Raw genomic sequence first — 25,851 nt, forward strand, 5'->3', positions numbered from 1 at the left:
CCGCCCTGGATGCGGTTTCGAGGCTTTTGCCCATCCGACTGAGAAAAAACGGCGGACCAGGATGGATGCCCTCAGGGGCCCAAACCTGATCCGCCGTTTTTAATTGGTGTTCCCTCAGGCGCCGGGCGCCGGCATCCGGCCGCTTGGCTGATCCTCGATTTCCAGTCCGCTACGCTCCCCGGAAATCTCCGGCGGATGCGGTCGCGTCCTTGTCGCTTCGCTCCATGAAAGGAGGGAGCGGAGGGCTTGGGTTGCTCAACCCAGCCTCAAGCCCACGTCCCAATAGGGGTTGGGGCCGAAGCGGTCGGCCAGAAAGTCGACGAAGACGCGGACCTTGGATGACAGGTGGCGGTTGGCGGGGAAGACGGCGTTGATGGCGCTGCGGTTCACCGCCCATTCCTGCAGGATGGGCACCACCCGGCCCTCCGCCAGGGCCTTGCCGCAGATGAAGGTGGGCAGGGCCACGATGCCGACGCCGGCGCAGGCGGCCTCCAGCAGCACGTCGCCGTTGTTGGCGCGCAGGCGGGCGTTGACCTTCACCAGCCGGGTGGCCGCGTCGGGGTCGTGGTTGCCGCCCCGCGCTGCCCCGGGGGTCAGCGGGGTGGCGCGGAACAGCCACTGCGCCCCTTGGGGAATGTTGGTGTAGATCAGGCAGTCGTGCTGGGCCAAATCCTCGGGCGCGCGGGGCACGCCCCGGCGGGTGAGATAGGCCGGGCTGGCGGCGTGCACCACCCGGGCGGGGCAGATGCGCTTGGCCACCAGCGAGCTGTCCTTCAACTGCCCGATGCGCACCGCCACGTCGTAACCCTCATCCACCAGGTCGACGAAGCGGTCATTCAGGTCCATCTCCACCTCGATGTCCGGGAAGGCGGACAGGAAGTCGGCGATGGCCGGCCCCAGGTGCTGCATGCCGAAGCTCATGGGGGCGGCAACCTTCAGGACGCCCCGCGGCGCCGCCTGCAAACTGGCGACGGAGCGGTCGGCCTCGTCCACGTCGGCCAGGATTTGTTGCACCCGGACCAGATAGGTCTCCCCCGCTTCCGTCAGGCTGATGCGCCGGGTGGTGCGATTCAGCAGCCGGGCGCCCAGCCGCGCCTCCAGTTCCGTCAGGCGCCGGCTGGCGGCGGAGCGCGACAGGCCCAGCTTGGCCGCGGCCACGGTGAAGCTGCGGGTTTCCGCCACGCGGGCGAACAAGGCCATGTCATCCAGACGGTCCATGCGTCGGTCCTTGAGAGCCGGTGCCAGGATTGTTGCGGGGTGCGGAACAATTTTATGCCCAGTCACCAGATTATCCGCAATGCGGAACACGGCTATGGTCCGTCCATCGCAACGCCGCGCGGTCCGAAACGCACCAGGCGCCCGGCCCAACCAATTGATGGAGATGGCAATGGCCAAGGTTCTCGTCCTCTACTACAGCAGCTACGGCCACGTCCAAACCATGGCCAAGGCCGTGGCCGAGGGCGCCAGGTCGGTGGCTGGCACCGAGGTGGTGGTGAAGCGCGTGCCCGAGACCATGCCGCTGGACGTGGCGCAGAAGGCGCACGTGAAGCTGGACCAGGAGGCCCCCATCGCCACGGTGGATGAGCTGCCGGAGTACGACGCCATCATCTTCGGCACCCCCACCCGCTTCGGCATGATGGCCTCGCAAATGCGCAGCTTCCTGGACCAGACGGGCGGCCTGTGGTTCAAGGGCGCCTTGATTGGCAAGGTCGGCAGCGTGTTCGTGTCCTCCGCCACCCAGCATGGCGGCCAGGAAAGCACCATCCTGTCCTTCCACACCACGCTGCTGCACCAGGGCATGGTGGTCGTAGGCCTGCCCTACAGCTTCCAGGGCCAGACCGACAATTCCCAGGTGACGGGCGGCAGCCCCTATGGCGCCACCACCATCGCCAACGGCGACGGTTCGCGCCAGCCCAGCGAGAACGAGCTCGCCGGTGCCCGCTTCCAGGGCGCCCACGTGGCTGGCATCGCCGCCAAGCTGGCCGGTTGATCGGTCTGGCTCAGACTGTTCAATTCAGCGGCGGGCCGTCCCTTACCGGGGCGGCCCGTTCGCTTTTTCAAGGATCGCTTGCGGTTCCGGCACCGCCGTCTCATATCCTGCCCACCATCTTGAATGCGAAGGGGATAGGGGAATGCTCACTGCGGATGCCCGGCTGCGGGTGGCGATTGCGGGTGTCATTGGCGCGCTGGCGGTGGCGGCCGGCGCCTATGCCGTTCACGGCTTGGCGTCCGTGCGCGACGCCCATGCCGTGGGCCTGTGGCAGACCGCCAGCCAGTACCAGCTGATGCATGTCGCAGCCGCCGTGGCCACCACGCTGGGTGGGCATCTGCTCCACCGATCTTTCGCGACCCTGGCCGGCTGGCTGTTCCTGCTGGGCGCGGTCCTTTTCGGCGGCGCGCTCTATGGTCTGGGGTGGTGGGGTCCCAGCGCGCTGGGGGCCGTGGCGCCCCTGGGCGGCTTCAGTTTCATCCTGGGCTGGCTGTTCCTGGCCGCCGCCGCCGTGAAGGCGCCGCGATGAGCGGGGATCGCAGCCTGGACGCCAAGGGCCTGGTCTGCCCCCTGCCGGTCCTGCGGGCGCGCAAGGCCCTGATGGCCATGGCGCCGGGGGATATCCTGACCTTGCTTGCCACTGACCAGGCCTCCCGGCGCGACGTGCCCGCCTTCTGCCAGTCTGCCGGCCACGCCCTGCTGTCCGCCGATGAGGTGGACGGGGTGCTGACCTTCACGATACGCCGGGCTGGTCCGGCCTGATCTGGATCATTCTTCGGTAACGGCTGCCGGTAAGGCACTGGCGGCCGGCCGGCCGCATCGGTGATGATGCCGGCTTAATAATAAGCGGGCATGCGAGGAAACGGTCACCATGGCGACGGCGTTGTTCACCCACTGGTCCTGCCTGGAACATGAGACGGGGCCGGGCCACCCGGAAAACCCCGGCCGTCTGTCGGCCGTGCTGCGCGCGCTGGACGCCGAGCGTTTCCAATACCTGGACCGCCGGCAGGCGCCGCGCGCCACGCTGGACCAGGTGGAACGGGTGCACACCCCCGACCTGGTGGCCCGCCTGCAGGCCGCGACCCCCATCACCGGCATCGTGTCGCTGGACGGCGACACCGTTCTGTCCCCCGGCTCGTTCGAGGCGGCGCTGCATGCCGCCGGGGCCGTTTGCGCCGCGGTGGACGCGGTGATGGCGGGCGAGGTGCGCAACGCCTTTTGTGCCATCCGCCCGCCGGGTCATCATGCGGAGCCGGGGCAGTCCATGGGCTTCTGCCTGTTCAACAATGTCGGCATCGGGGCGGAGCATGCGCGCTTCGCCCACGGCCTGCGGCGCGTCGCCATCGTCGATTTCGACGTGCACCACGGCAACGGCAGCCAGACCCTGGCGGAACATGACCCCGACCTGTTCTATGGATCCACCCATGAGTGGCCCCTCTACCCCGGCACCGGCGCCCTGGGCGACCGGGGGGATTACGGCACGGTGGTGAACGTACTGTTGCGCGCGGGTTCCACCGGCGCGGAATTTCGCGCCGGCATGACGTCGCGGCTGTTGCCGGCCCTGGACGCTTTCGCCCCGGAACTTATCTTCATTTCCGCCGGTTTCGACGCCCACCGGGCCGACCCGCTGGCCGACCTCGCCTTGGTCGAGGATGATTTCGCCTGGGCGACGGCCGAAATCGCGGCCATCGCCGACCGTCATTGCCGGGGCCGCTTGGTCTCCTCGCTGGAAGGGGGCTATGATCCGACGGCGCTGGCGTCCTGCGTCGCCGCCCATGTGGGCACGCTGATGGAGGTGTGAGGAGGCGGGACGCCAAGTCCCCGCCCGTGATAGGACAGCCTCCCGGCCAGGATGCTTGCGGCGGGGTGCCGCCCGGTCCTACAGTCGCCTGCCTGTGATTTACGGCGCCGCTGGCGCCGTTGCCGTTTTGCCGTTCCAAGCGTTGATGTGGACACCCTATGACTGAACTGACCCTGCCGGCCGATATCAAGGCCATGAGTTTCGAGGACGCCTTGGGTGAGCTGGAGCGCATCGTGCGCCAGCTGGAGGACGGCAAGGCCAAGCTGGACGACGCCATCGGTTTTTATGAGCGCGGCACCCTGCTGAAGCGCCATTGCGAGGGGAAGCTGCGGGAGGCCCAGGAAAAGGTCGACCGTATCACCCTGGGCGGTGACGGAACGGTGGGCACGGAACCGGCCCGCATCGATTAAGCCCGTACCCTTTCGCCCGAGTATGCCCTGATGCCCAGCTTGCCCAAAACCCTTACCGCCGCCATGGCGGACACCGTCGAACAGGTGGAAACCGCGATCGACATCCTGCTGCCCCGCAGCAGCATGGCGGAAGCCAAGCTGTACGAGGCCATGCGCTACGGCTGCCTGGGCGGGGGCAAGCGGCTGCGGCCCTTCCTGGTCATGGAAAGCGCCCGCCTGTTCGGTGTCAGCCCGGCCTGCGCCCTGCGCGTGGCGGCGGCGGTGGAATTCGTCCATTGCTATTCCCTGATTCACGACGACCTGCCGGCCATGGACGACGCCAGCCTGCGGCGCGGCCGGGCCACAGTGCACCGCCAGTTCGACGAGGCCACGGCCATCCTGGCGGGCGACGCCCTGCTGACCGCCGCGTTCGAGGTCATGACCGACCCGGAGACGCATGAGGATCCCCGGGTGCGCTGCGCCCTGGTCTCCGCCCTGGCCAAGGCCTCCGGCCCGCGCGGCATGGTGGGCGGCCAGATGCTGGACCTGATCGCCGAAACCCAGCCCTTGGACATCGGCGCCATCACCCGGCTGCAGCGGATGAAGACGGGCGAGCTGATCGCCTTCGCCGCCACGGCCGGCGCCATCCTGGGCCGGGCCTCGCCGCCTCAGTTCCACGCCCTGCAGGCCTACGCCCACGATTTGGGTCTGGCCTTCCAGATCGCCGACGACCTGTTGGACGTGGAAGGGACGGAGGCCGAAACCGGCAAGTCCGTGGGCCGCGACAAGCCGGCGGGCAAGGCGACCTTCGTGTCCATCCTGGGGCTGGAACGGGCCCGCGACCAGGCCGGCCGGCTGGCCGACCAGGCCACGCGGCATCTGGAGATTTTCGAGGGCCGGGCGTCGATGTTGCAGGCGGTGGCGCGCTTCGTTGTGGATCGGCGGTCTTAAAAGAAAAGTTTGATTGGGAGCCGATGAATGGCGACGAAGACCCCGTTGTTGGACCAGTGTCCGACGCCTGAGCGCCTGCGCGCGCTGCGCCCTGAGCAGCTGCGGCAGGTGGCGGACGAGCTGCGGTCCGAGACCATCGACGCGGTGTCGGTGACGGGTGGGCACCTGGGTGCCGGCCTGGGTGTTGTGGAACTGACGGTGGCGCTGCACTACGTGTTCGACACGCCGGCGGACCGCATCATCTGGGACGTGGGGCACCAGGCCTATCCGCACAAGATCCTGACGGGCCGGCGCGACCGCATCCGCACGCTGCGCCAGGGCGGGGGCCTGTCTGGCTTCACCCGCCGGTCGGAGAGCGCGTACGACCCGTTTGGTGCCGCGCACAGCTCCACCTCCATCTCGGCCGGGCTGGGCATGGCGGTGGCGCGCGACCTGGCGGGCGGGAACAACCACGTCATCGCCGTGATCGGCGACGGGTCGATCTCGGCCGGCATGGCGTACGAGGCCATGAACAACGCTGGGGCCCTGGGCTCGCGCCTGGTGGTGATCCTGAACGACAACGACATGTCGATCGCCCCGCCGGTGGGTGCCGTGTCGGGCTACCTGGCCAAGTTGGTCAGCAGCAGCCAGTACCGCAACCTGCGGGACATCGGCCGGCAGGTGGCGGAACACCTGCCCCGTCCGCTGCAGAACGCGGCGCGGCGGGTTGAGGAATACGCCCGCGGCATGGTCATGGGCGGGACGCTGTTCGAGGAGCTGGGCTTCTACTACGTCGGCCCCATCGACGGGCACGACCTGGACCAGCTGGTGCCCATCCTGGAGAACATCCGGGACGAGCCGAACGGCCGGCCGGTTCTGATCCACGCGGTGACGCAGAAGGGCAAGGGCTACGCGCCGGCCGAGGCCTCGGCCGACAAGCTGCACGCGGTGGGCCGCTTCGATGTGGTGACGGGCGCCCAGGCCAAGGCCAAGGCGAACGCGCCGACCTACACCCGTGTCTTCGCCGACGCCCTGATGAAGGAGGCCAAGGCCGACGACAAGGTGGTGGCGATCACGGCGGCGATGCCGTCGGGCACGGGACTGGACCTGTTCGGCCAGGCTTTCCCCACGCGCACCTTCGACGTGGGCATCGCGGAGCAGCACGCGGTGACCTTCGCGGCCGGCATGGCGACGGAGGGGTACAAGCCCTTCGTGGCCATCTACTCGACCTTCCTGCAGCGCGGGTACGACCAGCTGGTGCACGACGTGTCGATCCAGAACCTGCCGGTGCGCTTCGCCATGGACCGGGCGGGCCTGGTGGGGGCGGACGGCGCGACGCACGCGGGCGCGTTCGACCTGGCCTACCTGTGCTGCCTGCCCAACATGGTGGTGATGGCGGCGGCGGACGAGGCGGAGCTGGTGCACATGGTGGCGACCAGCGTGGCCTATGACGCCGGCCCCATCGCGCTGCGCTATCCGCGCGGCGAGGGCGTGGGCGTGGAGATGCCGGAGAAGGGCGAGGTTCTGCCCATCGGCAAGGGCCGCATTGTCCGTGAGGGCAACACCGTGGCCATCCTGAGCCTGGGCACGCGCCTGGGCGAGGCGTGCAAGGCCGCCGAGGATCTGGCGGCGCGGGGCCTGTCGACGACGGTGGCGGACGCGCGCTTCGCCAAGCCGATCGACCGGGAACTGGTGCGCCGGCTGGCGGTTGGGCACGAGGTGCTGGTGACCATCGAGGAAGGCTCGGTGGGCGGCTTCGGCGCGCAGGTCATGCAGTTCCTGGCGGAGGAGGGGCTGTTCGACAGCGGCCTGAAGTTCCGCCCCATGGTGCTGCCCGACCGCTACCAGGAACACGACAACCCGGCCAAGCAGTATGACGAGGCCGGCCTCAACGCCAACGGCATCGTCGATACCGTGCTCAAGGCGCTGGGGAGCCAGGCGGCGGCGCGGACGCCCAACGCCTGATGTCGGAAGAAAGCTCGCAGAAGGCCCAGAAGCCGGGAAAAATCCGCGTGGACCAGGCCCTGGTGGAACGCGGTCTGGTGGAAAGCCGCGCCCGGGCCCAGGCCCTGGTGCTGGCCGGCCTGGTCTATGCCGACACCCTGCGCATCGACAAGCCAGGCCAGACCATCCCCGCCGACAAGCCCCTGACCTTAAAGGGCCAGGACCATCCCTGGGTGTCGCGGGGCGGGCTGAAACTGGTGCATGGCCTGGATCATTTCGGATTCGATCCAACGGGTGTCACCGCCATCGACGTGGGCGCCAGCACCGGTGGCTTCACTGACGTGCTGCTGACGCGGGGGGCGGCCAAGGTCTATGCCGTCGACGTGGGCCACGGCCAGCTGGCGTGGAAGTTGCGCACCGACCCGCGTGTCGTGGTCATGGAAAAGACCAACGCCCGGCACCTGACCAGCAATGAGATTCCCGACCCCATCGGCATGGTGGTGTGCGATGCCAGCTTCATCGGCCTCGCCACCGTGCTGCCGGCGGCCCTGGACCTGGTGCGGCCCGGCGGCCGGCTGGTGGCCCTGATCAAGCCGCAGTTCGAGGTGGGCAAAGGCCGCGTGGGCAAGGGCGGCGTGGTGCGGGAACCCGAACTGCATCAGGAGGTCTGCGACACCGTGGTTGCCTGGCTGTCCGCCCGCCCCGGCTGGACGGTCCTGGGCGTGGACCCCAGCCCCATCCTGGGCCCCGAGGGCAACAGGGAGTTCCTGATCGGCGCCCGGCGCGACTGATGCGCCGCCGACTGCCGCGCCGCGACTGATGCGCCACCAATGGGGGGCGCTCAGCGCGGATCGAGTAGCGCCAGCGCGTCGGCCGTGGAGGCGGTGACCCGCACCTGGCCCTGGCCATCCGTGATGGTCACCTTGCCGTCCGGCGTGTCACGCAAGCCCCGCAGCAGGGCCTCGCGTCCGGCGGCCTCGGGTGAGGCGCGCTTGCGCCGGCCCAGTTGGTTGGCGGCCTCGATCAGGATGGAAAAGCCGATGGCGGCGTAGAGGTAGCCCTTGGGAATGTGCAGGCCCAGGCCCTCCGCCACCAGGCTGAAGCCGATCATCAGCAGAAAGCCCAGGCCCAGGATGATGACGGTGGGGTGGCGGGAGATGAAGGCCATCAGCGGCTTGGACGCCACCAGCATGACGCCCATGGCGATGCAGACGGCCGCCACCATGATGGGCAACTCATCCACCATGCCCACCGCGGTGATGACGCTGTCCAGTGAGAACACCGCGTCCAGCAGCACGATCTGCACCACCGACCGCCAGAAGGCATTGGCCGCGGCGCTGGGCTTGGGGGATTTGTGCCCCGCGCCCCCCTCCAGCCGCTCATGCAGCTCCATCGTGCCCTTGGCCAGCAGGAAGGCGCCACCCAGCACCAGAATCAGGTCGCGTCCCGACAGGGCGAACCCGGCCACGCTGAACAGTGGCTGGGTCAGCGTCACAATCCAGGAGATGGAGAACAGCAGCAGCAGGCGCATGATCAGCGCCAAGGACAGGCCCACCAGGCGCACGCGGTTGCGCTGCTCCGCCGGCAGCTTGTCGGCGACGATGGCGATGAAGACCAGATTGTCGATGCCGAGGACGACCTCGAGGGAGACCAGGGTCAAGAGCCCGAGCCAAATGCCGGGATCGGCAAGGAAGTCCATCAATGGGGCCTGTTCGTTGTGAGCTTGTCAGATAGGGACGATTTGCCGCACCTGCCAGAGTGGGCCCCCATCAATCCAAAAGAAGACCCCCGGCCCGGGAGGCCCAGGCCGGGGGTCGTTTCCCGCCGCGGTCAGCGGGCGGCGCCGTTGACGCTGAGGTCCGGCATCATCAGCACCTGTTCCTGCCGCTTGGCGGCGCGGACCATGGGCTGCACCATGTCCAGCAGGGGGCCGTAGTCGGCCAGCACCTTCTCCGCCCCGCGCGCCTGGGCCACGCTGGCCATTTCCGCCGCCGCCTTGCCGTTGAACAGGTCCAGCACCATCTCGTACCCGCTCTTGGGCCGGGGGAACTGGACGATGTGCAGGTCGGCGTTGCCGGGAATGCCCGCCACCTGCCGCACTTGCTGCAGGGCGATGTCATAGCCGCCCAGGGCGTCCACCAGGCCCAGATCCTTGGCCTGGCGGCCGGTGTAGACGCGGCCCTTGGCCAGCTCGCGCACCTTGTCGATGTCCAGCTTGCGGCCCTTGGCCACGCCCTCGGTGAACTGGGCGTAGATGGCGTCCAGCATGGCGTCCTGGCGGGCGGCCTCGCTGTCGGTGTAGGGGCTGGCCGGGCTCCAGATCGTGGCGTTGGCGCCCCGCGTCACCTGGTCCACGCCCACGCCCAGCTTGTCGGCCAGGCCCTTGGCCACGAACTTGCCGCCCAGCACGCCGATGGACCCGGTCAGGGTGCCCGGCAGGGCGACGATGCGGTCGGCATCCATGGCGACCCAATAGCCGCCGGACCCCGCCACGTCGCCCATGGAGATGACGACGGGCTTGCCGGCCTTGCGCGCCCGGTCCACCGCGTGGCGCACGGTTTCCGATCCCACGGGGCTGCCGCCCGGGCTGTTCACTCGGAACAGGATGGCCTTGACGTTGGACTGTTCGATGGCGGTGTCGAAGGCGTCGGCGATGCGGTTGGCGGCGAATGACGGCTCGTCATTGAAGGCGCCGCCGTCCTTGCCGCCGCGCACGATCTCACCCTCGCCCACGATCAGGGCGACGGTGGGGCCCTGGGTGTAGGCGCTGCCGGCGATCTTGCCGTAGGTCAGCAGGTCGACCGTGTCGGCGCCGGCGGCCTTGCCGCCCGCCCGCTCCTTGGCGGCAGCCTCCACCTCATCGAAATAGCCCAGCTTGTCCACCAGCTTGGACGCCAGCGCCTCGCTGTCCAGCAGGGGGGCGTGGTCGATGGCGGCCTTCACCGCGTCGGGGTTCAGGTGGCGGCCATCGGCGATGCCCAGCACCATCTGGTCGTAGATGTCGCCGGCCAGGCTTTCCGTCATCTCGCGGTTGGCGGGGGTGGCCTGCTTCTCGGCGAACATCTCGGCCGCTGTCTTGTAGTCGGCGCGCTTGGAGATCTGTGGCTGCACGCCGATGCTGTCCAAGGCGCCCCGGAAGAAGGTCTGGGTGACGGCGATGCCGGTGATGCCCACCGTGCCCACCGGTTGCAGCCACACCTGGTCGAAGGCGCTGGCGAGGTAGTAGGGGGTCATGCCGCTGCCGGCGTCGCCGTAGCTTTCGGCATGGATGTAGGCGAAGCGGCCGGTGGCGCGGAAGCGGGCGATGGCGTCGCGCAGTTCCTGCGTGGTGCCGATGCCCTGGCTGGCGTTGCCGACCTTGGCCACCAGGCCCTTGACCTTGGGGTCGCGGCCGGCCTGTTCCAGCGCGTCGATCACCTCGCGCACGCTGCCGCGGCGGCTGGTGAGAAGGCTGGACCAGCCGTCCTCGCCCGGCGCCTCCGCCAAGGGTCGCTCGAAGTTGAACTCCAGCACCACGGACTGGGGCAGGGTGGGTTGCTTGTCCTTCGCCTTGATGGCCAACAGGATCAATCCCGCCGTCAGCAGGACCCCGAACAGGCCGATAAGGGCGAACAACCGGACGATGAAACGCATGAACGCGGTTCCTGGAAGCCGTAAAATCCGGCTGCCATACCACCACAGCGCGTGAGGCTTGCCAAGGCGGCCGGGCGGTAGGGCCGCTTAGGCGGACCCATGCCCTTCTGTGCCTTCATGTCTATGCCCACCCTTTCGGCCTTTCGGCCGAGGCCGGCGTTGGCGAAGCGGGGGAGGAAGGGGTAAGGTCCGCGCTCATGACACCCCCCCATTTCGCATCGCCCGGCGGCATCGTCGCGCTGGAAATTCCGCTGCCGGACCCGGTGGTGGTCTATGCCCGGCTGGCCCATCTGCCCCGGCCCTTCCTGCTGGACGGTGGCGCCGCCGACGCCGCCCGCGCCCGCTACAGCTATGTCGGCGCCGCCCCCCACGCCTGGGTGGAGTGCGCGGATGGCGTTGTCACCGTGGACGGCCGGCCGGCGGGGGCGGACGCCCTGGACACGCTGGGCGCCCTGCTGAAGGCCGGCCGTGCCCGGCTGGGGGACGCGCCGGTGCCCGATGGCCTGCCGCCCTTCCGGGGTGGGGCGGTGGGGTTCCTGGGCTATGAGCTGGGCGGCCAGCTGGAGACGCTGCCGGCCCCCCGGGCCGAGGGCATCGGCCTGCCGGACATGGCGGTGGGCTTCTACGACCGCATCGTCGCCATCGACCACGCCGCCGGCCGCGCCTGGGTCCTGTCTTCCCGTTGGGCGGAAGCGGAGGAGTGGCGCGACCTGTTGGCGACCCCACGCCCGGCGGTGACGGCGGGGGAGGGGCCGTGGCTGGCCGCCCCCGGCTGGCGCGCGGGATGGAGCCGGGCGGATCATGAGGCCGCCGTGGCCCGCACGGTGGACTACATCGCCGCCGGCGACATCTACCAGGCCAACATCACCCAGCGTTTCCTGGGCACGCTGGCGCTGGGCGTGGCGCCGCTGGACCTTTACGTCCGTCTCCGCACCCGCGCGGCGGCCCCTTTCTCCGCCCTGCTGGATCTGGGCCCAAAAGGCGGAGAGGCCCGCGCCGTGGTGTCGGTGTCGCCCGAACGTTTCCTGGCGGTGGATGCGGAGGGGCGGGTGGAGACGCGGCCCATCAAGGGCACGCGGCCGCGCGACGCCGATCCGGTGCGTGACGCCGCCCTGGCGGCGGAGCTGCTGGCCTCCGCCAAGGACCGGGCGGAAAACCTGATGATCGTCGATTTGATGCGCAACGACCTGTCGCGGGTGGCGGTGGTCGGTTCCGTCACCGTGCCCACGCTGTGCGGGCTGGAAAGCTACCGCACCGTGCATCACCTGGTGAGCGTCGTGATGGCGCGGCTGGCGCCGGGCTTGGGCGCCATCGACCTGCTGCGCGCCACCTTTCCCGGCGGCTCCATCACCGGGGCGCCCAAGATCCGCGCCATGGAGATCATCCATGAGCTGGAGCCGGCGCGGCGCGGGCCCTATTGCGGATCCGTCCTGTGGATGGGCTGGGACGGCGCCATGGACAGCAGCATCATCATCCGCACCCTGGCCATGGCGGCGGGACAGGTGGTGGTGCAGGCCGGTGGCGGCATCGTCGCCGACAGCGACCCGGCGGCGGAATATGAAGAGAGCTTGGTCAAGGCGCGTGCCCTGCTGACGGCGCTGGACCCGGCCATGGCTTGGCCGCCGCCTGGGGTGATGGCCGGGCCGGAACCGGGAAGCGAGGCGGCATGACGGGCCTGGTCTGGCTGAATGGCGCCCTGCTGCCGGCGGCGTCCGCCGGTATCGGCGTGGCCGATCGGGGTTTCCTGCTGGGTGACGGCTTGTTTGAGACGGTGCGCTGGCGGGACGGGGCCGTGGTGCGCCTGGACGCCCACCTGGCCCGCCTGGCCCGGGGTGCGACCGTGCTGGGCCTGCCCCTGCCGCCGCCGGTCACCCTGGCCGCCGCCCTGGCCGACACGGCGGTCGCCAACGACCTCAAGGACGGCTCGCTGCGGTTGACGGTCAGCGCCGGGCCGGGCGCCCGCGGCTTGCCGCGCCCGGCCGTTCCGGTGCCCACCCTGCTGGTCACGGCCGCGCCCGGCGGCACCCCGCTGCCGCCCGCACGGGTGGTGACCGCCACCGTCACCCGCCGCAATGAGCATTCGCCCCTCAGCGGCGTCAAATGCCTGAACTACCTGGACCAAATCCTGGCGCGCACTGAGGCGATGGCCCGTGGCGCGGACGACGCCGTGCTGCTCAACACCGCCGGGCAGGTGGCCTGCGCCACCGCTGCCACGCTGTTCGCGATGGTGGATGGCGCCCTGGTGACCCCGCCGCTTATGTCCGGCGCCCTGCCGGGTACCCGGCGCGCGGCGGTTCTCGCCGCCCTGGGGGGCGAGGAGCGGACCCTGGCGCCGGCCGACCTGTCGTGCGCGACGGAGGTGTTCTTCACCTCCAGCCTCATGGTGCGGCCGGTGGTGGCACTGGATGGCCAGGCGGTGGGCGATGGTCGGCCCGGAGCCATGGCGGCGGCGGCCCTACGGCTCACCTGACGCATTTTGCATCGTATGATGCAAGGGTTTCGGGCGACCCTATCCCAAGGGTGCGATGCGGGATGCATTAATAGGACGTACCTCGCAAGGCTTACGACAAAGGAAGTAAAATCCCTTTGGGCGGCGAATTACCTTAAGGTATCGAATTTATTGGATTTTGATGTTTGCCACGCGGTTCGGCCCATCCTTGGCACGGCGGGTGCTTATAACGAGACATGAACCAACCGGGGCCGCTGAAGCGCCCACCGAACCGATAGGAACCTCATCATGATCCGCATCGCCGCCGCTGCCGCCGCCACTGTCCTGTTTTCTGGGGCCCTGTTCGCCGCCGCCCCCGCCTTCGCCGCCGCCGGCGCCTCGGGCACTATCCAGCTGAACAGCTCCGTCGCCCAGACCTGCACCGTGGCCGTCACCGATGCCGGCGCCACCCTGAACATCCTGTCCGGCTCCAGCAACGTCGCCGTCGGCAGCGTGGTCGAGAACTGCAATGACGGCGCCGGCTACACCATCACCGTCGCCTCTTCCAACAACGGCACGCTGAAGTCGTCGGCCACTGGTGCTCAGGCCATCAGCTACACCACCAGCTATGACGGCACCAACGGCTCCGGCGCCAGCTTCGCCGTCACCCGCTCCAGCGCCCAATTCAACAAGACCTCCAACGTCTCCGTGACGGTTCCGGCCAACGCCCAGGCCATCGCCGGCAGCTATGCCGACACCCTGACCATCACCATCGCCGGCAAGTAAGCCGCCAGCGACGGTCACCCTCAGGTTCGGAAGAGGGCGCCCCACGCCGGGGCGCCCTTTTTCGTATCCGCATGCTGGCGGACTGCAAATACTAATGCATTGATTCTGCTGAACATTTGAAAGATGGGGCATTGCAGATCGCAATGACGCTTCCATTGGGGTCAATGGGCGCATCGGGATTAATCCTATATATCTAAATAATATCAACGTGTTAACGAACTGGCCTGGACATGCGGCAGACCTGGCACTCGAATTGCTTATAACGGAAGCATCAAGCAAACGGGCAACAAGCCCAGCCGAACCGATAGGAACCTTCGTCATGATCCGCTTCGCCGCCGTTGCCGCCATCGCCGCCGTTCTGTTCGCCGCCCCGGCCCTGGCCGACACCTCGGGCAGCATCAAGCTGAGCGGCACCGTGGCCCAGACCTGCACCGTGGCGGTGACCGACGCCCAGACCCAGCTGAACATCCTGGCCGGCTCCAGCAACGTCACCGTCGGCAGCGTGGTCGAAACCTGCAACGACGGCGCGGGCTACACCATCACCATTGCCTCCGCCAACGGCGGCAGCCTGCGCGGCACCAGCCCCACCGTGCCGCCCGTCAGCTACACCACCATCTACGACGGCCAGTCCGGCACCGGCACCGTGAACGTCACCCGCTCCAGCGCCCAGTTCGGCAAGACCGCCACCGTAGCCGTGACGGTCCCGGCCAATGCTCAGGCCATCGCCGGCAGCTACAGCGACACCCTGACCATCACCATCGCCGGCAAGTAAGCCCACGAGGATCCGCCCCCAAAAGCAAAACGGCCCCGCCTGTCGTCCAGGCGGGGCCGTTGCCGTTCTTACGAAGCCAAGTGGCGAGCCCAAGGGGCGAGCGCCGTCGCCCGGCGCCCCAACGGGCTTACTCAAGGGCCTACCTGTAAGCCCTGAAGCGCAGCCAATGGTCGGCCAGCACGCAGGCCATCATGGCCTCGCCCACCGGCACGGCGCGGATGCCGACGCAGGGGTCGTGGCGGCCCTTGGTCAGGATGTCCGTCTCGTTCCCGTGCACGTCCAGGGTGCGACGGGGCGTGAGGATGCTGCTGGTGGGCTTCACGGCGAAGCGGACGACCACGTCCTGCCCCGTGGACAGACCGCCCAGGATGCCGCCGGCGTTGTTGGACAGGAAGGCGGGCTTGCCGTCGGGCCCCGCCCGCATCTCGTCGGCGTTTTCCTCGCCCGTCAGCTCGGCCACAGCGAAGCCGGCGCCGATTTCCACACCCTTGACTGCGTTGATGGTCATCATGGCGCGGGCCAGGTCGCTGTCCAGCTTGTCGTAGATGGGCTCACCCAGGCCAGCCGGCACGCCGGACGCCACCACCTCGACCACCGCGCCCACGGACGAACCGTTCTTGCGGATGCCGTCCAGGTAGGCGGCCCATTCCTCCGCCGCCACGGCGTCAGGGCAGAACAAGGGGTTCTGGTCCACCTGATCCCAATCCCAGCGCGCGCGGTCCACCTTGTGCGGACCCACCTGCACCAGGGCGCCGCGGATGGTCACGCCACCCGGCACCGCCTCCAGCACCCGGCGGGCGACGGCGCCGGCCGCGACGCGGGCCGCCGTCTCGCGCGCGGAGGAGCGTCCGCCGCCGCGATAGTCGCGGATGCCATAGCGCTCCCAATAGGTGTAATCGGCGTGCCCCGGCCGGAACTTGTCCTTGATGTCGCCGTAGTCCTTGGACCGCTGGTCCTCGTTCTCGATCATCAGGCAGACAGGCGTGCCCGTAGTCTTGCCCTCGAACACGCCCGACAGGATGCGCACCGCGTCCGGCTCGCGCCGCTGGGTGGTGAAGCGCGACTGCCCCGGCTTGCGCCGATCCAGGAAGGACTGGATCCAGGCCTCGTCCAGGTCCATCAGGGGCGGGACGCCGTCCACCACGCAACCCAGCGCCACCCCATGGCTTTCGCCGAAGGTGGTGAAGCGGAACTGCGTTCCGATGCCGTTACCGGCCATGGCCGCTTACCCTTCCGACTTGACCAGGCTCTGCAGCAGGGCCGAGGTCTCCGCGGCGCTGTCCACCGCCAGCATGCCCACAGTGTGGTAGCCGCTGTCGACATGATGGACTTCGCCGGTGACGCCGCTGCCCAGGTCGCTCAGCAGGTAAAGGGCGGAGTTGCCGACCTCACCGATGGTGACGTTGCGCTTCAGGGGCGCGTTCAGCTCGTTCCACTTCAGGATGGCGCGGAAGTCGCCGATGCCGCTGGCCGCCAGGGTCTTGATGGGACCGGCGGAGATGGCGTTGACGCGGATGTTCTGGGGGCCCAGGTCCGCCGCCAGGTAGCGCACGCTGGCCTCCAACGCCGCCTTGGCGACACCCATCACATTGTAATGCGGCATCACCCGTTCGGCGCCATAATAGCTGAGGGTCAGCAGGCTGCCGCCGTTGGTCATCATCGGCACCGCCCGCTGGGCGATGGCGGTGAACGAGTAGCAGGAAACATCCATGGTCAACGCGAAGTTAGACCGGGAGGTGTTCAGGTACAGGCCGTCCAGCTCGTTCTTGTCGGAAAAGCCGATCGCATGCACCACGAAATCCAGGGTTCCCCACTGTTCCTTCAGGGTCGCAAACACCGCGTCCATGCTGGCTTCGTCGGTGACGTCGCAGGGCAGGACGTGGGGCACGCCCAGCTGTTCGGCCAGGGGCTTCACGCGCTTGGCCAGCGCGTCGCCCATATAGGTGAAGGCCAGCTCGGCCCCCTGGGCGGCGACCGCCTTGGCGATGCCCCAGGCGATGGACCGGTCATTGGCAACGCCCATGATCAGGCCGCGCTTGCCGGCCATCAGGGTCCCAGTGGCGGGCCCGGGGGCGGGGGTTGCCGTCGAAATGGTCATCCGTCTCTCTCCGGAAAATTAGGCGCGCATCCTACACGAAGCGGTTTTGCGGTCAAAGGCTGGGCGCCCTATATCTGCGCACACCTAGAATACACGCGCGAAAGGTCTTCCCTTGGCAGTTTTACGCTTCGAAGCCTGGGTAGGGGCGGGGTTCCATGACTGAAATGCGAACCCAATCCCCCGCCTGGGCCCGGCTGACCGACCGCCTGCCGTATTCGGTACAGCACTTCATCCTGGCCTTCGTCGGGGTCACCAGCTACGCCGTCCGCCGCTTCTATCGCGACAACTGCCTGCAGGCGGTGGGCTCGCTCACCTACACCAGCCTACTGGCGGTGGTGCCGCTGTTCACCGTGGGCTTCGCCATTTTCCAGGCCTTCCCCGCCTTCCAGAAGCTGCGGGCCGAGGCGGAGATGCTGCTGCTGGAGAACCTGGTGCCCCAAGTGGGGGAGAACCTGAACGACCGCCTGCATGAGTTCGTCAGCAACGCCGGAACCATGACGGGGGTGGGCGTGCTGGGCCTGGCGATCACGTCCATCCTGCTCTTCTTCTCCATCGAGGGGGCGTACAATGCCATATGGCGCAGCCGTGAGCGGCACTCGGTGCTGGTGCGGTTGCTGTCCTTCTGGGCGGTGCTGACCATGGCGCCCCTGCTGCTGGGCGTCAGTTTGTCGCTGTCCTCCGTCGCCGTCTCCTACCTGGGCGCCGAAGGCTCGGTGGTGGTGGAACTGGTGCGCCGTGTGCTGCCCGGCCTGCTGGAGACGGCTTTCTTCGGCCTCACCTACCTGGCCATCCCCACCCGGCCGGTGCGCTGGCAGGACGCCATGGTGGGCGGCGTGGTGGCCGGCGTCGCCATGGAGGTGGCGAAGGTCGGCTTCGCCCTCTACATCGGCGAGGTCCATACCTACACCACCATCTACGGCGCCCTGTCGGTGCTGCCCACGGTGTTGCTGTGGCTGTACCTGGTGTGGTGCCTGATCCTGTTCGGGGCGGAGGTGACGGCGGCCCTGCCGGAATGGCGCTCCGGCCGCATCACCGAGATGGGGCCCGCCGGCCTGTCGCCGGCCCAGCGCCTGGTGGTGGCCCTGGCCATCCTGCGGGAGTTGATGCTGGCCGCCCGCGACGGCCATGCCCTGAAGCGGGCCGATGTCATCGCCCGGGTGCCGGTGGGCGCTGTGGCGGTGGACGGCATGCTGGAACAGCTGTGCGCCGCCAGCTGGACCATCCGCACCGCCGACGGCGCCTGGGTCGCCACCCGCGACCTGCACGACGCCACCCTCAGCGACCTGTACCTGGCGCTGGACTTCGGCATGTGGGGCGACCTCTTGTCCGTGGGCCATCTGCAGGCCCCCTGGCAGCGCAAGGTGCACGGCATTTTCGAGCAGGTGCGGCACGATGCCGGCGCCGCGATGGAAACACCCCTGGCCGACCTCTTAGCCCCCGACGCCGTGCCCGCCGCGCCGCCGGCGACGCCGGCCCAGCTCGCGGCGGAAGAGCGCATGCGGGTGGCCGCCCAGCCCCCGGGACGCTAAGTCCCTATACGTCTTTCCACCAAACAGGAGGCCGACATGGCCACGACCATCACGCTGCGCTCCCCCGTCGACGGGTTCGAGTTCACCGCCCTACATGCGGAGCCTGAGGGCGCCCGCCAGGGCGGCGTCATCGTCATCCAGGAGATTTTCGGCCTGGATTCTTATGTGGCGGAGGATGTGGCCCGCTGGGCCGCCCTGGGCTTCGAAGTCATCGCCCCCTCCATGTTCGACCGCCAGGAGAAGGGTTTCGTCGCCGGGCATGACGAGCATGGCTTCGCGGTCGGTCGCCAATACGCCCAGGCCAATGGCGCCGAAAATCCAGTGGCCGACGTCCAGGCCTGCGTCGACGCGCTGAAGGACAAGGGCCCCGTCTTCCTGGTGGGCTATTGCTACGGCGGCACCGTCGCCTGGCGCGCGGCCGCCACGGTCCAGGGCCTGGCGGCGGTGTCCAGCTATTATGGCGGCGGCGTGGCCGGCCTGGCCAACCTGACGCCGCTCTGCCCGGTCATCTGCCATTTCGGCCGCAAGGACCAGCACATCCCGGCCGACCAGGTGGCGGAGACCCTTCAGAAGGCGCACCCGGACGTGCCGGTCTACATCTATGAGAACTCCGGCCATGGCTTCAACAACGACGGCCGGCCTGACTCTAACCTTGAGGACGCGCAGCTGGCCCGCAAGCGCACGCTGGACCTTTTCCGCGGCAACAGCGGCCGGTGACGGTGGCCCGACAAGAATACAAACGGGAGTTGGACATGCTGACACGACGCACGCTGGGCCGTCAGGGCCTGGAGGTTTCATCGCTGGGCCTGGGATGCATGGGCATGACCCATGCCTACGGCAGCCCCGATGACGCGGAATCCATCGCCACCGTGCACCGCGCCATCGAGCTGGGCTGTACCTTCCTGGACACGGCCGAGGTCTACGGCCCCTACACCAATGAGGAACTGCTGGGCCGCGCTCTGGAAGGCCGTCGCGACCAGGTGCAGATCGCCACCAAGTTCGGCTTCGTCATCGGCGAGGGCAAGGGGCCGCTGAGTGGAACCGACAGCCGGCCGGAGCATATCCGCGAGGTCGTCGAGGCGTCGCTGAAGCGCTTGTGCACCGACCGTATCGATCTGCTGTACCAACACCGCGTCGACCCCAACACGCCCATTGAGGACGTGGCCGGCACCGTCAAGGACCTGATCCAGGAGGGCAAGGTGCTGTATTTCGGCCTGTCGGAGGCCGGATGCGACACCATCCGCCGGGCGCATGCGGTGCAGCCAGTCACGGCCTTGCAGAGCGAATATTCCCTGTGGGAACGGAACCTGGAGCAGGACGTGCTGCCCCTGCTAGCCGAGCTGGGTATCGGCATGGTGCCGTTCAGCCCCCTGGGGCGCGGCTTCCTCACCGGCATCGCCAAGCGGGCGGAGGAGTATCCGGAGAACGACTACCGCTCCAAGAACGATCCCCGGCTGCAGGGCGACAATTTTGACGCCAACATGCGCCTGGCGGAATTCGTGCGCGACGTCGCCCAGGGCTATGGCGCCACGGCGGGGCAGGTGGCGCTGGCCTGGCTGTTGCAGAAGCGGCCGGACATCGTGCCCATCCCCGGGACCAAGCGCCGCAAGTACCTGGAAGAGAACCTGGCGGCCGATGCATTGAAATTGTCGGCGGAAGATGTGGCCCGCCTGGACGCGGCGCTGGACACCTACCAGGTGGCCGGCCCCCGTTATGTCGAGCGCGCCATGGCCATGGTGGATCGCTGAGGTGAAATAAAATGGGCGGGCGCCGCGAGGCCCCGCCCTTTTTGCTGTTCCCGCAGGCGCCGGCCTCAGATCAGGCCGGCCTTGCGCCGCACATCGTACTCATGGGTCTTGCCCCACTTCTCGATGAAGGCCTGCAGCTCGGCGTCCGTCCGGTCGGGCAGGACCACGGTGAGCTTCACGTACTGGTCGCCCTGGGTGCCGCGCTCGGGATTGGCGACACCCTTGCCCTTCAGGCGCAGGGTAGTGCCGGAATTGGCCGGCTTGGGCACCTTGACCTGCACGGCGCCGTCCAAGGTCGGCACCTTGATGGTGGCGCCCAGCAGCGCTTCCTGCAGGGTGATGGGGACATCCAGGTGGATGTCATCCTCCCGCCGCACGAAGTAGGGGTGGGGGGTGACGTGCACCTCGACGATGGCATCGCCGGCCCCGGCGCCGCCCAGCCCCGCCAGGCCCTGGCCCTTCAGGCGCAGCTTCTGCTGGTCCTGCGTGCCGGGAGGGATGTTGATGTCGATGCTCTTGCCCGTGGACAGGCTCAGGCGCCGCTTGGCGCCCAGGCAGGCCTCGGTGAACGGCACGGTGACGGAATAAGCCACGTCGCTGCCGCGCGCCTTCACGCCGCTGCCGCCGCGCTTGCGGGCGGCGCCGAAGATATCGGCGAAGGGATCGTCCTCATAATCGAAGTCGCCCGACCGGCCGGCGCCGGCATAGGCGCGGCGGAAGGAACGGTCCGGCCGCTCGGCGCCGCTGGCGTCGATCTCGCCCCGGTCATAACGGGCGCGCTTGTCCGGGTCCGACAACAGGCTGTAGGCGCCGTTGGCTTCCTTGAACTTCAGCTCGATATCGGCCCGGCCCGGGTTCAGGTCGGGGTGGTACTGCTTGGCGAGGCGGCGATACGCCTGCTTGATGTCCTCAGCGCTGGCGCTGCGGCCGACGCCAAGGATTTGGTAGGGATCGCGCATGGTCGCACTATCTATTGCCGGTCTGCCCCCACAATATGCGCAACGCGCGCGCCGCTTCAAGCATGCGGGGCCAGGCTATTTGGGGGATCGGGGCGGCCCATGCACAAACCCCTGGCCGCGAGATCGCGGCCAGGGGTTCGCATCAAGGCCCGCAAGGGGCGGGATCAGTTCTCGCTGACGATCTTCCAGCTGCCGTCCGGCTGCCGGCAGGCGGTGCCGTAGCCCTGCTGCTTCTCCCCGCCGACCACGATGGTCTGCTGGAATTCGCGGCAATAGGCGCCGTCGCCGCGGGTGCCGTCGCGCACCGGCGTCACAATGACCTGATGGTCGTTGTTGGGATTGTTCCACACGATGGGCTGGCCCACGGGGGCGCTGTAGGCCATCTGCGTGTTGCGTTCCATGGCGGCGCGGTCGGCATCGTCCATGCGCTTGCCGATGGAACTGCCCGCCAGACCGCCCAGCAGGACGCCCAGGCCGGTCAAGGCCAGCTTGCCGCCGCCATGGCCGAACTGGGAACCGATCAGGCCGCCGGCAGCCGCACCGCCCAGCATGCCCACCGTCTGGTTCTTGCCCCCGGTGGTGTCGCACGCGCTCAACAGGACGCTGGACGCCATCAACGCGATGATGACTTTCTTCATGGTTGTTAGTCCTTCTTTCCTCTCCTGCGGCCGCGCCTTCCTGGCGGCCTGGCTTTGCGCAAATCCGGTCCCGCATCCCTGACCATACCCGCGTCTACCCCTTATCAGGGCATCCGCCAATGATTTGGGGCAATCAACCAACCCCAAAATCACAGGACGGCGTGCGGGTCGTCCATGCGGCGTCCTGCGTGGACAAGGATGTAGTGTGGCGTATGGTAGGCGGCAATTCCGGCATATCTATGACACGGATTACCACCATGGATTTTGTTGTCGCACCCGATCCCTACACGCTGTTTCAGTCCTGGCTGGACGAGGCATCGCGGACCGAACCCAACGACCCCAACGCCATGTCGCTGGCCACCATCGGCGCCGATGGCATCCCGACGGTGCGCATCGTGCTGCTGAAGGGCCTGGATGACGGCGGCTTCGTCTTCTACACCAATACGCTCAGCCGCAAGGGCCGCGAACTGGCCGCCCATCCCGTCGCCGGCCTGTGCTTCCACTGGAAAAGCCTGCGCCGGCAGGTGCGGGTGGACGGCCGCGTCAGCCCGGTGACGGCTCAGGAGGCCGACGACTATTATCGCGTGCGGCCGCGGGGCAGCCAGATCGGTGCCTGGGCGTCGGCGCAGTCGCAGCCGCTGGACAGCCGGGCGACCCTGGAACGTCGCGTGGCGGAGGAGACGGCGCGCTTCGGCGAGGGCGACATTCCCCGTCCGCCGCACTGGTCCGGCTACCGGGTCACCCCGGTGCGGATGGAGTTCTGGCAGGATCGGGAGTTCCGCCTGCACGACCGCTTGGTCTATACTCGGGATGCTGAGGACAAGGGCTGGACGACGGAACGCCTCTACCCATGAATGTGACGGCCAAGGTGCAACCGGAATCGCCCGACGGTGCGGGGGAGGGCGATGCGGACGGACGGTGGCGCCGCGGCGCCACCTATGCCAGCGTCACCGTGGCCCCCATCCTCATCGCCGGCAAGTTCGGCGCCTATCTGGCCACCAATTCCGTCAGCATCCTGTCCTCGCTGATCGACAGCAGCGTGGACGCGCTGGCCTCCGTCATCACCCTCATCAGCGTGGCCCGGGCCCTGAAGCCACCGGACTCCGCCTTCCGTTTCGGCCATGGCAAGGCGGAACCGCTGGCGGCCCTCTTTCAGTCCGCCTTCATTGTCGGGTCGGCCCTGTTCCTTGGCTACGAATCGCTGGGCCGGCTGTTCGAACCTAGGCCGGTGGGCGACATCAGCGTGGGCCTGTGGGTCATGGCCGCCGCCATCGTGCTCACCTTCGTGCTGGTGCTGTTCCAGCGCTGGGTCATCCGCCGCACGGCCTCGCTGGCTATTGGCGCCGACAGCCTGCACTATAGCGGCGACATGCTGCTGAACGCCGCCGTCATGGTCTCGCTGCTGCTGGGCCGCTGGACGGGCCAAGCCTTCTGGGATCCCTTGTTCGGCCTGGGCATCGCCGCCTTCCTGGTCTGGGGTGCGGTCGGCATCTCGCGCACGGCGCTGGACGTGCTGATGGACCGTGAGTTGCCCGACGTGGACCGTACCCGGGTCGTCGACCTGGTGAACGCCCACCCGGCGTCGCGCGGCCTGCACGATCTGCGCACGCGCTCCACCGGCTTGGGCCAGCACATCGAGTTCCACCTGGAGCTGGACAGTCATTTGACGCTGACAGAGGCGCACGACATCACGGATGAGATCGAATCATCCCTGCGCGCCGCCTTTCCCAATGCCGAGGTTACCATCCATCAAGAGCCGGCCGGCCTGGATGATGAGCGGCTGGACCATCGCCTGCGTCCCCGCCGCCGGTGAAACGGTGATGAGGGCCTGAATTTCAAGGGGGCTTTCCCGCTGGAAAGGGTACCCCTTAAAGTGTGGTTGTGCGTTCGCGGAGCGAACATCACTTGACAATCCCTGTGCACTTGTGCCCAAGCGCGTCCCTTCCTGTGCGAGACGTCACAGACCGGTGTTCAAGGACGGGTTAGCTTGGCCGCGATGGAATTCGGGGCTTTGGTTTATGGGTTTCACCGTTACCTTCTGGGGTGTCCGCGGGACTGTCCCCTGTCCGATGGCCAGTCATCTTGAGTATGGTGGCAACACCAGCTGTATCGAGGTGACAGCGGGCGACCGGACGCTCGTACTGGATGCCGGCACCGGCCTGCGGTCGCTGGGCAAAAGCCTGCGCGCACGGGGCATCAACGATGTCACGTTGCTGCTGACCCACACCCATATTGACCACATCAACGGCTTCCCGTTTTTCGAGCCGTGCTACAACACCGACTTTTCCATGCGGGTGATGGCGGGCCACTGCCAGGGTGCGCATTGCATCCAGTCCGTCATGGAAAAACCCATGGATTCCTGCCTGTTTCCCGTGCCGCTGCAGAAGCTTCGCGCCTCGCTGGTGTTCGAGGATTTCCGCCCCGGCGCCACCCTGGACCTGGGCGACGGCATCACCGTCCACACCGCCCGCCTGAATCACCCGGGCGGCGGTACCGGTTATCGCATCGACTACGACGGGCGCAGCTTCTGCTACGTCACCGATACCGAGCACGACCCCGACCGCATGGACGCCAACGTCCTGGGCCTGATCCAGGGCGCCGATCTGGTGGCATACGACTGTTCCTATACCGACGAGGAATTCGCCGGCCGCCGGGGCTGGGGCCATTCAACGTGGCGCGAAGGCGTGCGCCTGGCCCAGGCCGCCGAGGTGGGCCGCCTGTGCCTGTTCCACCATGATCCCGACCATGACGATGTCCGCATGAAGGCCATCGAGGCCGAGGCGCAGCAGGAATGGCCGCAGTGCTTCGCCGCGCGCGAGGGCATGCAGGTGGACATGGCGGCCCTGGCCACGCCCAAGAAGGGCGCCGAGGCTGCGGCCTAAACACATCTACCTGATTCCTTAGGCCTATTTCCCGCTTGCCGCTCGGGCGCCCGCGCTGTAGCGCTTCGCCCCATGACTCTGCTGATCATCGTCACCTTCGCCGTCGTCTACCTGGGCATGGCCATCGGCCACCTGCCCCGGTTGAAGGTGGACCGCACCGGCATCGCCATGCTGGGGGCCATCGTCCTGCTGGTGGCGGGCGCGGTGACGGAAGGGGCGGCCATCAAGGCCATCGACTTCCCCACCCTGTTCATCCTGCTGGGGCTCATGATCCTGTCGGCGCAGTTCGCGCTGTCGGGCTTCTATGACTGGTGCGCCTGGCGCCTGGCCAACGTGCCATGGAGGCCGGAGGCGCTGCTGGCCGCCGTGGTGGTGGTGGCGGGCGGCCTGTCCGCCCTGCTGGCCAACGACGTGGTGGTCTTCGCCATGACGCCGCTGCTGTGCGCGGGCCTGCGGGCGCGGGGGCTGGACGCGCGGCCCTATCTCATCGCCCTGGCGGGGGCCGCCAACGCCGGGTCCGCCGCCACCGTGATCGGCAACCCGCAGAACATCCTCATCGGCCAGCTGGGCCACCTGGGATTCTGGCGCTTCCTGTTTGCCTGCGGCGTGCCCGCCTTCCTGTCGCTGGTCATCGTCTATTGGGTGGTGGCGCGGGTGTGGCGGGGGCGCCTGTCGGACGGCCAGGCCCCGGCCCTGGTGAACCGTGGAGAGGGGCCCCCCGACGCGCCCCGGGCCTGGCAGCTGTCCAAGGGACTGATCGGGGTCGTGGTCCTGCTGGTGGCCTTCACCACGGCCTTTCCCCGCGACGTCGCGGTGCTGGGCATCGCCGGCTGCATGCTGGTCAGCCGCCGCTTCGCCAGCCGCGACATGCTGGGCCTGGTCGATTGGCATTTGCTGGCCCTGTTCGCCGGCCTGTTCATCCTGACGGGCGCCCTGGCCGACACCGGACTTCCCGGCCAGCTGGTGGACCAGCTGGCGGCGTCCGGCCTGGCGCTGGACCGGCTGCCTTTCCTGGGCGCCTTCTCCGTCCTGGCCAGCAACAGCATCGGCAACGTGCCGGCGGTGGTGCTGTTGATGAAGGTGTGGGCCCACCCGCCGGAAGGGGCGCTGTACGCCTTGGCCCTGTTCTCCACCCTGGCCGGCAACCTGTTGCTGCCCGGCAGCCTGGCCAACATCATCACCGTGGAGCGGGCGGCGGCGGTGGGCGTGACCCTGGGCTTCCGCGACCACGCCCGCTGCGGCGTGCCCATGACCGTGCTATCCCTGTTGCTGGCCACGGTGTGGCTGCTGGCGATGGGCTATATCGCGGCGGTATGAGGGGATG

At 68.3% G+C, this 25,851-nt stretch carries 26 protein-coding genes; 19 read left to right on the forward strand and 7 right to left on the reverse strand.

What is annotated here, in order from left to right:
• Nucleotides 1-255 precede the first annotated feature (255 nt).
• A complete protein-coding gene (locus Y958_RS03550; RefSeq protein ID WP_088870927.1) occupies nt 256-1,218 on the reverse strand; it encodes a LysR family transcriptional regulator in 963 nt (320 codons plus the stop codon).
• Nucleotides 1,219-1,387: 169 nt separating this feature from the next.
• On the opposite strand from Y958_RS03550, the gene wrbA reads away from it, so the two are divergent.
• From wrbA to Y958_RS03590, 8 genes are all read left to right on the forward strand, one after another.
• Nucleotides 1,388-1,990 (forward strand): NAD(P)H:quinone oxidoreductase, encoded by a 603-nt coding sequence (gene wrbA, locus Y958_RS03555; RefSeq protein ID WP_088870928.1) that lies wholly within the window; start codon nt 1,388-1,390, stop codon nt 1,988-1,990.
• Nucleotides 1,991-2,132: 142 nt separating this feature from the next.
• Entirely contained in the window at nt 2,133-2,519 is a 387-nt protein-coding gene (locus Y958_RS03560) for a DUF423 domain-containing protein (protein ID WP_088870929.1), read from the forward strand.
• Nucleotides 2,516-2,752: a sulfurtransferase TusA family protein gene (locus tag Y958_RS03565; protein WP_088870930.1), complete on the forward strand. Its 237-nt coding sequence runs from the start codon at nt 2,516-2,518 to the stop codon at nt 2,750-2,752. Before Y958_RS03560 ends, Y958_RS03565 begins: the two co-directional genes overlap by 4 nt.
• 109 nt (nt 2,753-2,861) lie before the next feature.
• On the forward strand, nt 2,862-3,791 hold the full coding sequence (locus Y958_RS03570; RefSeq protein ID WP_088870931.1) for a histone deacetylase family protein: 930 nt from the start codon (nt 2,862-2,864) through the stop codon (nt 3,789-3,791).
• A 158-nt stretch (nt 3,792-3,949) separates the two neighbouring features.
• Entirely contained in the window at nt 3,950-4,201 is a 252-nt protein-coding gene (locus Y958_RS03575; protein ID WP_040845047.1) for an exodeoxyribonuclease VII small subunit, read from the forward strand.
• 30 nt (nt 4,202-4,231) lie between these two features.
• Nucleotides 4,232-5,131 (forward strand): polyprenyl synthetase family protein, encoded by a 900-nt coding sequence (locus Y958_RS03580; protein ID WP_088870932.1) that lies wholly within the window; start codon nt 4,232-4,234, stop codon nt 5,129-5,131.
• Between the two features lie 27 nt (nt 5,132-5,158).
• Nucleotides 5,159-7,075, forward strand: coding sequence for a 1-deoxy-D-xylulose-5-phosphate synthase (gene dxs / locus Y958_RS03585; RefSeq protein WP_088870933.1), 1,917 nt, complete (start codon nt 5,159-5,161; stop codon nt 7,073-7,075).
• Nucleotides 7,075-7,845 carry a TlyA family RNA methyltransferase gene (locus tag Y958_RS03590; RefSeq protein WP_088870934.1) on the forward strand — a complete coding sequence of 257 codons (771 nt, stop codon included), beginning with the start codon at nt 7,075-7,077 and terminating at the stop codon, nt 7,843-7,845. Before dxs ends, Y958_RS03590 begins: the two co-directional genes overlap by 1 nt.
• Before the next feature lie 50 nt (nt 7,846-7,895).
• Here the strand turns inward: Y958_RS03590 and Y958_RS03595 are convergent, their stop codons facing one another.
• Complete coding sequence (locus Y958_RS03595; protein ID WP_088870935.1) at nt 7,896-8,753, reverse strand: TerC family protein; 858 nt, start codon at nt 8,751-8,753, stop codon at nt 7,896-7,898.
• 131 nt (nt 8,754-8,884) lie between these two features.
• Nucleotides 8,885-10,687, reverse strand: coding sequence for a signal peptide peptidase SppA (gene sppA, locus Y958_RS03600; RefSeq protein WP_088870936.1), 1,803 nt, complete (start codon nt 10,685-10,687; stop codon nt 8,885-8,887).
• A gap of 197 nt (nt 10,688-10,884) precedes the next feature.
• On the opposite strand from sppA, the gene pabB reads away from it, so the two are divergent.
• From pabB to Y958_RS03620, 4 genes are all read left to right on the forward strand, one after another.
• Nucleotides 10,885-12,357, forward strand: a complete 1,473-nt coding sequence (gene pabB, locus Y958_RS03605) for an aminodeoxychorismate synthase component I (protein WP_088870937.1) — start codon at nt 10,885-10,887, stop codon at nt 12,355-12,357.
• Nucleotides 12,354-13,157, forward strand: coding sequence for an aminotransferase class IV (locus Y958_RS03610; protein ID WP_088870938.1), 804 nt, complete (start codon nt 12,354-12,356; stop codon nt 13,155-13,157). The genes pabB and Y958_RS03610 overlap by 4 nt, the downstream gene beginning before the upstream one ends.
• A gap of 267 nt (nt 13,158-13,424) precedes the next feature.
• Complete coding sequence (locus Y958_RS03615) at nt 13,425-13,901, forward strand: Csu type fimbrial protein (protein ID WP_088870939.1); 477 nt, start codon at nt 13,425-13,427, stop codon at nt 13,899-13,901.
• 319 nt (nt 13,902-14,220) lie between these two features.
• The gene (locus tag Y958_RS03620; RefSeq protein ID WP_088870940.1) at nt 14,221-14,673 is read left to right on the forward strand and encodes a hypothetical protein; all 453 of its coding nucleotides are present in this window, start codon (nt 14,221-14,223) and stop codon (nt 14,671-14,673) included.
• Nucleotides 14,674-14,812: 139 nt separating this feature from the next.
• On the opposite strand, the gene aroC is transcribed toward Y958_RS03620, so the two are convergent.
• Together aroC and fabI are read right to left on the reverse strand one after the other, a co-directional pair.
• Complete coding sequence (gene aroC / locus Y958_RS03625) at nt 14,813-15,892, reverse strand: chorismate synthase (RefSeq protein WP_088870941.1); 1,080 nt, start codon at nt 15,890-15,892, stop codon at nt 14,813-14,815.
• 6 nt (nt 15,893-15,898) lie between these two features.
• On the reverse strand, nt 15,899-16,771 hold the full coding sequence (gene fabI / locus Y958_RS03630) for an enoyl-ACP reductase FabI (protein WP_198924784.1): 873 nt from the start codon (nt 16,769-16,771) through the stop codon (nt 15,899-15,901).
• 155 nt (nt 16,772-16,926) lie between these two features.
• Here fabI and Y958_RS03635 point away from each other — a divergent pair, with 155 nt between their 5' ends.
• From Y958_RS03635 to Y958_RS03645, 3 genes are read left to right on the forward strand one after another with little or no spacing between them, the layout of a single operon-like run.
• Entirely contained in the window at nt 16,927-18,300 is a 1,374-nt protein-coding gene (locus Y958_RS03635; RefSeq protein WP_088870942.1) for a YihY family inner membrane protein, read from the forward strand.
• A gap of 36 nt (nt 18,301-18,336) precedes the next feature.
• Nucleotides 18,337-19,017, forward strand: coding sequence for a dienelactone hydrolase family protein (locus Y958_RS03640; protein WP_088870943.1), 681 nt, complete (start codon nt 18,337-18,339; stop codon nt 19,015-19,017).
• Between the two features lie 35 nt (nt 19,018-19,052).
• Nucleotides 19,053-20,048 carry an aldo/keto reductase gene (locus tag Y958_RS03645; protein WP_088872454.1) on the forward strand — a complete coding sequence of 332 codons (996 nt, stop codon included), beginning with the start codon at nt 19,053-19,055 and terminating at the stop codon, nt 20,046-20,048.
• A gap of 65 nt (nt 20,049-20,113) precedes the next feature.
• Here the strand turns inward: Y958_RS03645 and Y958_RS03650 are convergent, their stop codons facing one another.
• Nucleotides 20,114-21,007 (reverse strand): DnaJ C-terminal domain-containing protein, encoded by an 894-nt coding sequence (locus Y958_RS03650; RefSeq protein ID WP_088870944.1) that lies wholly within the window; start codon nt 21,005-21,007, stop codon nt 20,114-20,116.
• 164 nt (nt 21,008-21,171) lie between these two features.
• The gene (locus Y958_RS03655) at nt 21,172-21,645 is read right to left on the reverse strand and encodes an RT0821/Lpp0805 family surface protein (protein ID WP_088870945.1); all 474 of its coding nucleotides are present in this window, start codon (nt 21,643-21,645) and stop codon (nt 21,172-21,174) included.
• A gap of 257 nt (nt 21,646-21,902) precedes the next feature.
• Here Y958_RS03655 and pdxH point away from each other — a divergent pair, with 257 nt between their 5' ends.
• The 4 genes from pdxH to Y958_RS03675 all read left to right on the forward strand — a co-directional run bounded on the left by pdxH (nt 21,903) and on the right by Y958_RS03675 (nt 25,844).
• Nucleotides 21,903-22,499: a pyridoxamine 5'-phosphate oxidase gene (gene pdxH, locus Y958_RS03660; RefSeq protein WP_088870946.1), complete on the forward strand. Its 597-nt coding sequence runs from the start codon at nt 21,903-21,905 to the stop codon at nt 22,497-22,499.
• Entirely contained in the window at nt 22,496-23,458 is a 963-nt protein-coding gene (locus Y958_RS03665) for a cation diffusion facilitator family transporter (RefSeq protein WP_088870947.1), read from the forward strand. The genes pdxH and Y958_RS03665 overlap by 4 nt, the downstream gene beginning before the upstream one ends.
• Nucleotides 23,459-23,663: 205 nt before the next feature.
• A complete protein-coding gene (locus Y958_RS03670) occupies nt 23,664-24,527 on the forward strand; it encodes an MBL fold metallo-hydrolase (RefSeq protein WP_088870948.1) in 864 nt (287 codons plus the stop codon).
• A 72-nt stretch (nt 24,528-24,599) separates the two neighbouring features.
• The gene (locus Y958_RS03675) at nt 24,600-25,844 is read left to right on the forward strand and encodes an ArsB/NhaD family transporter (protein ID WP_088870949.1); all 1,245 of its coding nucleotides are present in this window, start codon (nt 24,600-24,602) and stop codon (nt 25,842-25,844) included.
• Nucleotides 25,845-25,851: the final 7 nt, after the last annotated feature.

The organism is Nitrospirillum viridazoti CBAmc (assembly GCF_000730165.1).
Classification (GTDB): Bacteria; Pseudomonadota; Alphaproteobacteria; order Azospirillales; family Azospirillaceae; genus Nitrospirillum; species Nitrospirillum viridazoti.

Excerpts from the sequence above, each read along its gene's own strand:
- Y958_RS03550 (WP_088870927.1), bottom strand. The coding sequence starts at position 1,218 with ATGGACCGTCTGGATGACATGGCCTTGTTCGCCCGCGTGGCGGAAACC.
- wrbA (WP_088870928.1), top strand. The coding sequence starts at position 1,388 with ATGGCCAAGGTTCTCGTCCTCTACTACAGCAGCTACGGCCACGTCCAA.
- Y958_RS03560 (WP_088870929.1), top strand. The coding sequence starts at position 2,133 with ATGCTCACTGCGGATGCCCGGCTGCGGGTGGCGATTGCGGGTGTCATT.
- Y958_RS03565 (WP_088870930.1), top strand. The coding sequence starts at position 2,516 with ATGAGCGGGGATCGCAGCCTGGACGCCAAGGGCCTGGTCTGCCCCCTG.
- Y958_RS03570 (WP_088870931.1), top strand. The coding sequence starts at position 2,862 with ATGGCGACGGCGTTGTTCACCCACTGGTCCTGCCTGGAACATGAGACG.
- Y958_RS03575 (WP_040845047.1), top strand. The coding sequence starts at position 3,950 with ATGACTGAACTGACCCTGCCGGCCGATATCAAGGCCATGAGTTTCGAG.
- Y958_RS03580 (WP_088870932.1), top strand. The coding sequence starts at position 4,232 with ATGCCCAGCTTGCCCAAAACCCTTACCGCCGCCATGGCGGACACCGTC.
- dxs (WP_088870933.1), top strand. The coding sequence starts at position 5,159 with ATGGCGACGAAGACCCCGTTGTTGGACCAGTGTCCGACGCCTGAGCGC.
- Y958_RS03590 (WP_088870934.1), top strand. The coding sequence starts at position 7,075 with ATGTCGGAAGAAAGCTCGCAGAAGGCCCAGAAGCCGGGAAAAATCCGC.
- Y958_RS03595 (WP_088870935.1), bottom strand. The coding sequence starts at position 8,753 with ATGGACTTCCTTGCCGATCCCGGCATTTGGCTCGGGCTCTTGACCCTG.
- sppA (WP_088870936.1), bottom strand. The coding sequence starts at position 10,687 with ATGCGTTTCATCGTCCGGTTGTTCGCCCTTATCGGCCTGTTCGGGGTC.
- pabB (WP_088870937.1), top strand. The coding sequence starts at position 10,885 with ATGACACCCCCCCATTTCGCATCGCCCGGCGGCATCGTCGCGCTGGAA.
- Y958_RS03610 (WP_088870938.1), top strand. The coding sequence starts at position 12,354 with ATGACGGGCCTGGTCTGGCTGAATGGCGCCCTGCTGCCGGCGGCGTCC.
- Y958_RS03615 (WP_088870939.1), top strand. The coding sequence starts at position 13,425 with ATGATCCGCATCGCCGCCGCTGCCGCCGCCACTGTCCTGTTTTCTGGG.
- Y958_RS03620 (WP_088870940.1), top strand. The coding sequence starts at position 14,221 with ATGATCCGCTTCGCCGCCGTTGCCGCCATCGCCGCCGTTCTGTTCGCC.
- aroC (WP_088870941.1), bottom strand. The coding sequence starts at position 15,892 with ATGGCCGGTAACGGCATCGGAACGCAGTTCCGCTTCACCACCTTCGGC.
- fabI (WP_198924784.1), bottom strand. The coding sequence starts at position 16,771 with ATGACCATTTCGACGGCAACCCCCGCCCCCGGGCCCGCCACTGGGACC.
- Y958_RS03635 (WP_088870942.1), top strand. The coding sequence starts at position 16,927 with ATGACTGAAATGCGAACCCAATCCCCCGCCTGGGCCCGGCTGACCGAC.
- Y958_RS03640 (WP_088870943.1), top strand. The coding sequence starts at position 18,337 with ATGGCCACGACCATCACGCTGCGCTCCCCCGTCGACGGGTTCGAGTTC.
- Y958_RS03645 (WP_088872454.1), top strand. The coding sequence starts at position 19,053 with ATGCTGACACGACGCACGCTGGGCCGTCAGGGCCTGGAGGTTTCATCG.
- Y958_RS03650 (WP_088870944.1), bottom strand. The coding sequence starts at position 21,007 with ATGCGCGATCCCTACCAAATCCTTGGCGTCGGCCGCAGCGCCAGCGCT.
- Y958_RS03655 (WP_088870945.1), bottom strand. The coding sequence starts at position 21,645 with ATGAAGAAAGTCATCATCGCGTTGATGGCGTCCAGCGTCCTGTTGAGC.
- pdxH (WP_088870946.1), top strand. The coding sequence starts at position 21,903 with ATGGATTTTGTTGTCGCACCCGATCCCTACACGCTGTTTCAGTCCTGG.
- Y958_RS03665 (WP_088870947.1), top strand. The coding sequence starts at position 22,496 with ATGAATGTGACGGCCAAGGTGCAACCGGAATCGCCCGACGGTGCGGGG.
- Y958_RS03670 (WP_088870948.1), top strand. The coding sequence starts at position 23,664 with ATGGGTTTCACCGTTACCTTCTGGGGTGTCCGCGGGACTGTCCCCTGT.
- Y958_RS03675 (WP_088870949.1), top strand. The coding sequence starts at position 24,600 with ATGACTCTGCTGATCATCGTCACCTTCGCCGTCGTCTACCTGGGCATG.